We start from the raw sequence: 8814 nt of genomic DNA on the forward strand, positions 1-8814 counted from the left end.
AGTTAACCCTAGCCCTAGAGAACCGGCTTCGTTCATGATAGAAGCATATTCAAAACCGCTAGCTCCTCTATTCACGCTGGCATTTATTAGAAGAAGCCCTAGGCACCTGCCTAGGGCTTATCAGTTGTTGCATCAAGCTCAGCTGCTCGTTTTGATCAGTTGCCACAGTCGGCAGAAAGTCGAGATGCAGAGCGCTTCGGGTGCTTTAGGAGAGTTGGAGATTCAGTCGGCTAGAAATCGACACCACAATACCCTTCTTCCGCAAATCGCCTAACGCTTTGTACAGATCCCCCTCATCCAACTCCCAACGTGCAGCATAGCTGATCCCTTCGGGCGCGCAAAAAGCAGCAACATCAATGGCAGGATTTAGCTTTCCCGGATAGTCAATGTGCAAGGCAAAAAAGACATAATCACGTTAGCTTCGCTTCACAGAGTGTTCGCTCGTGAGGAGTTTGAGACTGCGAATCCGTAGAGGCTCGTCTCGATCCAGTGAATACCTAGCAGTGGGGGCAGAATCGGATTGAGTCATAATCGGATAGTGCATAAGTGAGATCGATTATACGGGGTTATTTCCTCATGGCAATGCAAACAGAATAAAGTTCGCAGCCTTAAACTCCTGTCTCATTCCAAGATTAGTAGTCTCAAAATCGGCTTGGACTAGAACCGGACTAAATCGTCAGTTTGTAGTACGCTGTAACGCCCAATTCTCGTGAGACTGAACACGGGCGTTTACAATCAAGGCAAATTGCGGATTCCCCCGACTCATCAGCCTTTACACACTGTCTCATCGGTTGGAACTTCTGCGGAGGGTGCAGAAGCGCGATCGTACAGAAACCATCTTCGATACTCAACCACTCTGCACTAAGAGCGCAGATGTTCTTCAAGGACTGAAGGCTCAAGTTAACTCGAGAGTGACAAACCGGATGGTTCCTTCTTTCCAACTTCACTGGCTGAACGATTCACTTTGCCTCAAGTCACTCACCTCAACTCTGATTTCTAATACAGTGCGGATGAATTTGAATGTAATGCGTTTCCAGTCTTTCACAGAGGTCGGTAAGCAGCTAAAATTCGCGCTGAAGGCGCAGAGTTTTGGCTAGCGCACTGTGACAATCAAGCAAATCATAGGAATTCGAAGGCAAATTTTTCATTCGAACGACGCTTCTAAGCAGATGGAGCGATAAAGTAAGTTGGGAAACAAGGAGAGTCAAGTTGGATCTAGAAACCGTCTTAGAATATACGTCTGATGCCATTACTGCACTCGACACCCAGTGGAACTACATCTGCGTCAACCACAGCGCAGAACTGCTGTTGAGACGCAAGCGTGACGAATTATTGGGGCAGTCTATCTGGGACGTTTTTCCTGACCTTTTGAATACGCCCGCAGAAGTCCAACTCCGACAAGCTGCAGCGGCGCAAGTTAGCGTCAAATTTGAGTTGTTTCTGCCTAAGCTATATGCTTGGCACGAAGTCCGGGCTGTTCCGACTGAGAACGGGCTGCTCCTATTCAGTCGCGATATCTCTGACCGAGTTCGAGCCCTCCGAGACGAAGCCGTGCAGGCTGAAATCCGGGCGATTCTCGAACAAGCCCCGATCGCAATCTCGATTATGCGGGGATCGGAACATCGCATCGAGATGCACAATCGCAGGTTCCAGCACCTCATCGGCGGACGCAACTTAGAGGGATTAACGGTACGCAATGCCTTTCGAGAATTGGAAGGGCAAGGGTTCTTTGAGTTGCTCGATCAGGTCTATACGACTGGCGTAGCCTACGAAGGCAAGGAAATGGTGGCGCGTTACGATCGTGACGGCAGTGGTGAATTGTACGAAGGGTATTTTAATATCATCTATCAGCCTTTGTTTGACCTGAGTGGACGAGTGAACCGGCTTTTGAGTTTGAATATCGAGGTCACTGAAGAAGTAGAGGCACGACAGCGCATTGCTCAATTTGCCGCTGAACGCGATGCCATCCTGCAGCAATTGATAGAAGGGGTTATCGTGACCGATGTGAAGGGGCGAATTACGTTTGTCAATGATGCCGCCTCACGGTTGCACGGGGTTGCCAAGCTCGATGTTCTACCGGAAGACTATAGCGAGATGTATCATCTCTACACCGAGGAAGGGCACGCTTACCCTGCAGCAGAGCTACCTTTAAGTCGAGCTGTGCTCAAAGATGAGGTCGTGAAAGAGGCACGCTGGCGGATTCGGCGATCAGATGGGACAGAGATTCTAGTGGAGGGCAATGCTCGTCCCGTCTACGATGAGCAGGGCAGAAAAATTGCTGCGGTACTTACCCTGCGAGCATTATGAAGTGAAAGCTGACTGCTCAACCTGACGCGATCGCTATTTGCCGTCACACTTGTGACCACAGTCGTACAATAATGGCTGGGAACGCAATCGAACTATGCCATTTCCGCTTGCACTGCGGCAACTTAAAGTACTGCTAGAGGAATTGCTTAATATTGATTCAAACGCGTCGGTGCTCAGACGTTGTGACATTCCCATTTCTCAGGATGAGCAGTAGCAGCACTTTTACGCCAATCAGCCTACAAGGTTAGTGATGGAAACTAGATTGCAATACAAAATGATCTCAATGCCGCAGAATCACGACAATTCATCCAGTCTAGCCCGTCAAGAAACCGGAATCTTGCTGCAAATAGCAGATGGCACCATCACTGCTTGTAATCAGGCAGCTCAACTCATTTTAGGGATGACACTCGACCAACTGCAAGACACCTCATCGCCAAATTTGTTCTGGCACATGATTCATCCGGATGGGACTCCATTTCCTCATCAGATGCATCCAGTGCTCCTGGCACTCCAGTCTGCACAGCCGTGTTTGAACGTCAAAATGGGATTTTATAAACCTGATGGCGATTTGGTATGGGTCAAACTTGACGCTCAACCATTATTTCGCTGTGGGGAACATACCCCTTATGCTGTTGCCGTTACGATTACTCCGTTCATTTCGCCCACTGAATCAGTACACCTTGTCGGTACAACGCCTGCATGTCAAAGAATCCAATTCCCTGAATCGGCAATGAGCACAGTGTGCAATGTCAAAGGAATTGAGGCAACCGAACGGATGCAACTCGAATCAGAACCAGATTGCGGACAGATTGAGGCTCGGTTACACGAAAGTGAATCCCAATATCGTGTGCTAGCAGAAGCAATTCCCCAGTTGGTATGGGTGACAACATCGGATGGACAAAACGAATACGTTAATCAGCGCTTCTGTGACTTTGTAGGCTTAACTTCATCACAGTTATTGAGCTTGGATTGGCTCAGCATTGTCCATCCAGATGATCGAGATCGCACCCGTGAGCGGTGGCTTGCTTCTGTAAAGAGTGGTAACTCTTACGAGATCGAATACCGTTTCCGTCACTTCGATGGGACGTACCACTGGTTTTTAGGTCAGGGAGTGCCGTTTCGAGACGAACAAGGACAGGTGGTGAAATGGTTTGGCACTTGTACCAATATTGACTTCCAAAAACAACATGAAGCTGAAAGCATGCGGCTGATAGCAGAGCAACAAGCGGCTCGCGAAGCCGCAGAACGAGCGAATCGCATTAAGGACGAGCTCTTAGCGGTGGTGTCGCATGAACTGCGAACTCCACTCAATCCCATTCTCGGTTGGTCAAAGCTATTGCGAATGGGCAAACTCACGCCAGAACGTGCTGCAGAAGCCTTGGGTACGATCGAGCGGAACGCTCAGCAACAGGCACAACTGATCGATGACTTGCTCGATATCTCACGCGTTCTACGCAACAAGCTGGTCTTGACCGTTGAGCCGATCGATTTAGCCGGAATCGTCGCGAATGCCCTCGAAACAATTCAGCTTGCCGCTGAGGCAAAATCAATTCATGTTGAAGCCTCGCTCGCCGTTCATGTTGGCGCGATTAGAGGAGATGCAGGACGGTTGCAGCAAATTGTTGGGAACTTGCTCTCTAACGCTGTGAAGTTCACACCGGAAGGCGGACGAATTCAAGTGCAGCTCACTCAAAGGGGGGGGTATGCCCAACTGCAAGTCATCGATACCGGCAAGGGCATCGCGCCGGAGTTTCTACCGCATCTGTTTGAGGCGTTTCGGCAGGAAGACAACACGACAACTCGTCAATTTGGCGGACTTGGACTGGGGCTGGCAATTGTGCAGGAACTGGTAGAACTACATGGGGGGACGGTAAGGGCGGACAGTCCAGGGGTGGGACGAGGAGCAACGTTCACAGTGAGGCTCCCGATCGCATCGCCACAACTCATCAATCCGACTCCTACCCTGCCCGACCACCAAGACGGGGATTTAAGTGGCATTCGCATTCTGGTAATCGATGATATACAGGATTCGCGCGAGTTTGTGGCGTTCGTTCTCCAGCAAGCAGGCGCGATTGTAACCATGGCATCGTCCGCTCAAGCTGCGTTAGACCAGATTAGGGAAGCGAACCCTGATGTGATTATCAGCGACATTGGTATGCCTGACATTAATGGCTATGAGCTCTTACAACGAATTCGCCAAGATTTTGCGCTTTCGACTCGCGCTATTGCATTAACCGCTTATGCCACTGAGAATGATCAGCAGCAGGCATTAGAATCAGGATTCGATCGACATTTAGCGAAACCGATCGATCCGGCAGCCTTAATTGAAGCAGTTCTCGTGCTTGCTCATTCCTCGTTGAAATAAGATGAAGCAAATGATATGAAGCAATCGTTGGTTCGGCAGATCAATGCTGGCTTCAGCATTACGCTAGTGCTGGTGTTAATCAATGGTGTGATTTCCTACCGCAACATCTTCCGGCTGGTTGATAATGAGCGACTCGTGCGCCAGAGCCACCAGGTTATTGCTGTGCTAGAAGACACGCTCTCAACACTTAAAGATGCGGAAACTGGACAACGCGGGTATTTGCTGACTGGGCAAGACCAGTATTTGGAGCCGTATAACAGCGCGATCACTCGGGTCAGTGAGCAAGTCCAGACGCTAAAGCAATTAAAGACAAGAACCACGCAGCCGCAACAAATTGAAGTACTAGAGCAAGCGATCACGGCAAAACTGACCGAATTAAATCAAACCATTCAGCTCCGTCGCACAGGCAAATTTGATGAGGCGCTGCGAATTGTTCGGTCGGATCGTGGCAAGCGGATTATGGACAACATTCGGACGCAAATCGCCGTCCTCGAGCGCCAAGAAACGGATCAATTGCAGCAACGAACAGCAGAATCGCAGCAACACTTAAGCTCCGCGCTGTTCACCTTTACGCTCATCACTGGGACAAGTTTAATCTTACTGGCGCTACTGGCGGAACTGGTTAGACGCAATGAAGCACAACGACAGCAAGCAGAGCGAAGCCTGAGGGAACGGGAAGAGAGGCTTCAGACATTTGTGAAATATGCGCCTGCGAGCATTGCGATGTTTAACGAAACAATGCACTATCTTGCGGTTAGTCAGCGCTGGATCGAGGATTACCACCCCGGCTCGATCGAATCGGTATTGGGCAAGTCGCATTACGATCTGTTTCCAAACCAGCCTGCACGATGGAGAGCCGCTCATCAACGCGGGTTGGCGGGACACAGCGAAAAATGTGATGAAGATCGCTACGTATTGCTTGATGGCTCCGAACAATTTTTGCGTTGGGAAGTGCAGCCCTGGCAAGACAACTCCGCAAGGGTCAAAGGCATTCTCATTGCTGTGGAAGATATTACCCAGCAAAAACGAATTGAGGTCGCCCTGCGCGAGAGTGAACAGCAGTTCAAAGTGACATTTAATCAAGCAGCGGTCGGAATTGCTCAAGTTGCGCCAAACGGCACCTGGCTACGAGTCAATCAAAAACTCTGTGAAATTGTCGGGTATCGCTACGAAGAATTGTTGGCTTGTACATTTCAAGACATCACCCATCCCGCCGACCTCGACCTTGATCTGAGCTATATGCGGCAGATGATAGCAGGAGAAATCCAGACCTATTCGATAGAGAAACGCTACATCCGCAAAGACCGCTCGATCGTATGGATCAACTTAACAGTAGCGCTAGTGCGTGACTCTGATGGACAGCCAAAGTATTTTATTTCTGTCATCGAAGACATCGATCACAGAAAGCGATTGGAAGCCGAACGCCAACAAGCTGAATTAGCATTGCGCCAAAGTGAAGAACGATTCCGATCGGCAATGGAATTCTCGGGAATTGGAACCTGGGATTGGAACCTGCTTACTGAACAGGTGATCTGGAATGACAATTCCTTTCGGCTTTTAGGTTATGAACCACACGGCTGCGAACCCAACTATCAAACGTGGCGAAATCGCGTGCATCCTGACGATATTGAGGCAACCGAGCAGGCGATTCAATCCGCGATTTCAACTCGGTCGTTCTACTTCTCAGACTTTCGCGTTGTTTGGGACGATGACAGCGTGCATTGGATTTCTGCACGCGGACGAGCGGTTTATAACGACACCGAACAACCGATCCGTCTGCTTGGCGTGATGCTCAACATCACCGAGCGCAAAGCGGCTGAAATTGCATTGCAGCAGCTCAACGCTACCTTAGAACAACGCATCGAGGATCGAACCACGCGACTAACGGAAATTAATCAAGAGCTAGAAGCGTTTACGTATTCGGTCTCACACGACCTACGAGCTCCCCTCCGAATTATGCAAGGATTTGCTCAGGCATTAGAAGAAGATTACGGCACTCACCTCGATGATCTCGCTCATACCTACATTCAGAGCATTTCCGATAGTGCGGTGCAGATGGGCACCTTGATTGATGATTTGCTGAGCTATAGCCGGCTGAGTCGAACGCAAATCAATTTGCAACCGACAGAGTTGAATGCCGTGGTTGATGCTGCCCTGCGTCAACTACAGCGCGAAATTGAAGAGCGTCACGCAGTCGTTCAGATTCAGTCTCCGCTGCCCTCGGTAATTGCTAACCGCCCAATTTTGATTCAAGTGGTCACAAACTTAATCAGCAATGCGCTCAAATTCGTGGAGCCGTCAAACCAGCCTGCCATAATCATCGCGGCTCAGGTTGAAAAAAATTCGGTAAGCTTAACGATCGAAGACAATGGCATCGGTATCGCACCCGAATATCAAGATCGCATCTTTGGTGTGTTTGAGCGGTTACATGGCATCGAAACGTTTCCGGGAACAGGCATTGGTTTGGCGATTGTCCGGAAAGGCATCGATCGCATGGGTGGGCAAGTTGGGGTAGAGTCTCAACTGGGTCACGGTAGCCGATTTTGGATTGTGTTACCCCTTGCATCTAACCAGATTGATTCTCCGCATGACTCAAATTCGCATTCTCTTAATTGATGACAATCCAGGCGATCGTGCCTTGGCGATTCGCGCGCTCAAACAAACCTTCTCCAATCTGCAAATTCAAGAGGTTCTCGACCAGGGCGGCTTAAATCGCGCCATTCGAGAGAAAAATTTTGATTTGGTGGTTACAGATTTCCAAATTCGCTGGACAACAGGGATTGACGTTCTTCTCGCCATCAAGGAGAAAGATCCAACCCTTCCAGTGATTATGTTCACCAACACAGGCACGGAAGAAATCGCCGTCGAGGCGATGAAGCTTGGACTAGACGATTACATTCTCAAACGATCGGATGCTTATGCTCGTCTACCTGCTGCTGTCAGTCGTTCGCTCGAGAATGTTAGAATCCGTGCTGAGCTAGAACGGTATACCAACATTCGCGTTCATGATCTCAACGAAGCGCTGCAAACAATTCTGTCACTCAGTTCACGGTTACTCGAGAGAAGTACATCTCGTTCTCAGGCTGACCAAACCGACTTCCAGCAGATTTACCGCGCTGCTCAAACGGCAAGCGAATTGCTACAAGACCTACTGCCTGAGAATCCTTCACACAAATCAAGTAACTCGTGACAATGGATGTGCCCCCAATTTTACTGGTTGAAGATGATCCTAAAGAGGTTTTATTAATTCAGCGGGCGTTTCGTAAAGCTGAGATTGCTGCTGACTTGCATATCATCAACGACGGAGAACAAGCGATTGCCTACTTGGCCGGACAACCGCCGTTTGAGGATCGCGCTCAGTATCCACTTCCGATGCTGATTCTGCTCGATTTGAAACTTCCTCGTCGCTCTGGAGCTGAAGTACTGGCTTGGTTACGTCAACAACCCGGATTGAAGCGCATTCCCGTCGTGATGCTGACTGCCTCAAGGGAATATGCGGATGTCAACCGAACTTATGACTTAGGAGTGAACGCTTACATGGTCAAACCCGTTAGCTTTAACCAGCTTGTAGAAATTGTGAACACACTGCACGTTCATTGGCTTGTGCTGAACGAGAAACCGCAAATCGATATCTCCTAGATAGGGACATCTGGGCGTTCTATGCTCGAGATCCTACTGATTGCCTTCGTTAAAGAAGAAGACCAGAAAGTATTAACTCATTAGTGGTTCAACGTTTTGGTTCGTTGCCGCACCCGCAGAAGGTCCGGGCTGAGAACCTGTGCATCCGCTAGCTGCTACCCAAGTGAAAGTAGGAACAAATTGGGTAAGTTAACCCTAGCCCTAGAGAACCGGCTTCGTTCATGATAGAAGCATATTCAAAACCGCTAGCTCCTCTATTCACGCTGGCATTTATTAGAAGAAGCCCTAGGCACCTGCCTAGGGCTTATCAGTTGTTGCATCAAGCTCAGCTGCTCGTTTTGATCAGTTGCCACAGTCGGCAGAAAGTCGAGATGCAGAGCGCTTCGGGTGCTTTAGGAGAGTTGGAGATTCAGTCGGCTAGAAATCGACACCACAATACCCTTCTTCCGCAAATCGCCTAACGCTTTGTACAGATCCCCCTCATCCAACTCCCAACGTGCAGC

6 protein-coding genes are annotated in these 8814 nt (G+C 49.4%); 5 read left to right on the top strand and 1 reads right to left on the bottom strand.

From position 1 onward, the window contains the following. Positions 1–205: 205 nt before the first annotated feature. A complete protein-coding gene (locus NC981_RS24470; protein WP_348245420.1) occupies positions 206–394 on the bottom strand; it encodes a hypothetical protein in 189 nt (62 codons plus the stop codon). A gap of 815 nt (positions 395–1209) precedes the next feature. Here NC981_RS24470 and NC981_RS24475 point away from each other — a divergent pair. The 5 genes from NC981_RS24475 (at position 1210) to NC981_RS24495 (ending at position 8311) form a co-directional block, all read left to right on the top strand. After that, on the top strand, positions 1210–2307 hold the full coding sequence (locus tag NC981_RS24475; protein WP_348245421.1) for a PAS domain-containing protein: 1098 nt from the start codon (positions 1210–1212) through the stop codon (positions 2305–2307). Between the two features lie 250 nt (positions 2308–2557). After that, positions 2558–4672, top strand: a complete 2115-nt coding sequence (locus tag NC981_RS24480; RefSeq protein ID WP_348245422.1) for an ATP-binding protein — start codon at positions 2558–2560, stop codon at positions 4670–4672. Between the two features lie 15 nt (positions 4673–4687). After that, the gene (locus tag NC981_RS24485) at positions 4688–7288 is read left to right on the top strand and encodes a PAS domain S-box protein (RefSeq protein ID WP_348245423.1); all 2601 of its coding nucleotides are present in this window, start codon (positions 4688–4690) and stop codon (positions 7286–7288) included. Continuing rightward, positions 7260–7862: a response regulator gene (locus NC981_RS24490; protein WP_348245424.1), complete on the top strand. Its 603-nt coding sequence runs from the start codon at positions 7260–7262 to the stop codon at positions 7860–7862. The genes NC981_RS24485 and NC981_RS24490 overlap by 29 nt, the downstream gene beginning before the upstream one ends. A gap of 2 nt (positions 7863–7864) precedes the next feature. After that, complete coding sequence (locus tag NC981_RS24495) at positions 7865–8311, top strand: response regulator (protein ID WP_348245425.1); 447 nt, start codon at positions 7865–7867, stop codon at positions 8309–8311. Positions 8312–8814 lie beyond the last annotated feature (503 nt).

It is taken from the genome of Leptolyngbya sp. DQ-M1 (assembly GCF_039962505.1).
GTDB lineage: Bacteria > Cyanobacteriota > Cyanobacteriia > Leptolyngbyales > Leptolyngbyaceae > Leptolyngbya.

Excerpts from the sequence above, each read along its gene's own strand:
- NC981_RS24480 (WP_348245422.1), top strand. The coding sequence starts at position 2,558 with ATGGAAACTAGATTGCAATACAAAATGATCTCAATGCCGCAGAATCAC.
- NC981_RS24485 (WP_348245423.1), top strand. The coding sequence starts at position 4,688 with ATGAAGCAATCGTTGGTTCGGCAGATCAATGCTGGCTTCAGCATTACG.
- NC981_RS24490 (WP_348245424.1), top strand. The coding sequence starts at position 7,260 with ATGACTCAAATTCGCATTCTCTTAATTGATGACAATCCAGGCGATCGT.
- NC981_RS24495 (WP_348245425.1), top strand. The coding sequence starts at position 7,865 with ATGGATGTGCCCCCAATTTTACTGGTTGAAGATGATCCTAAAGAGGTT.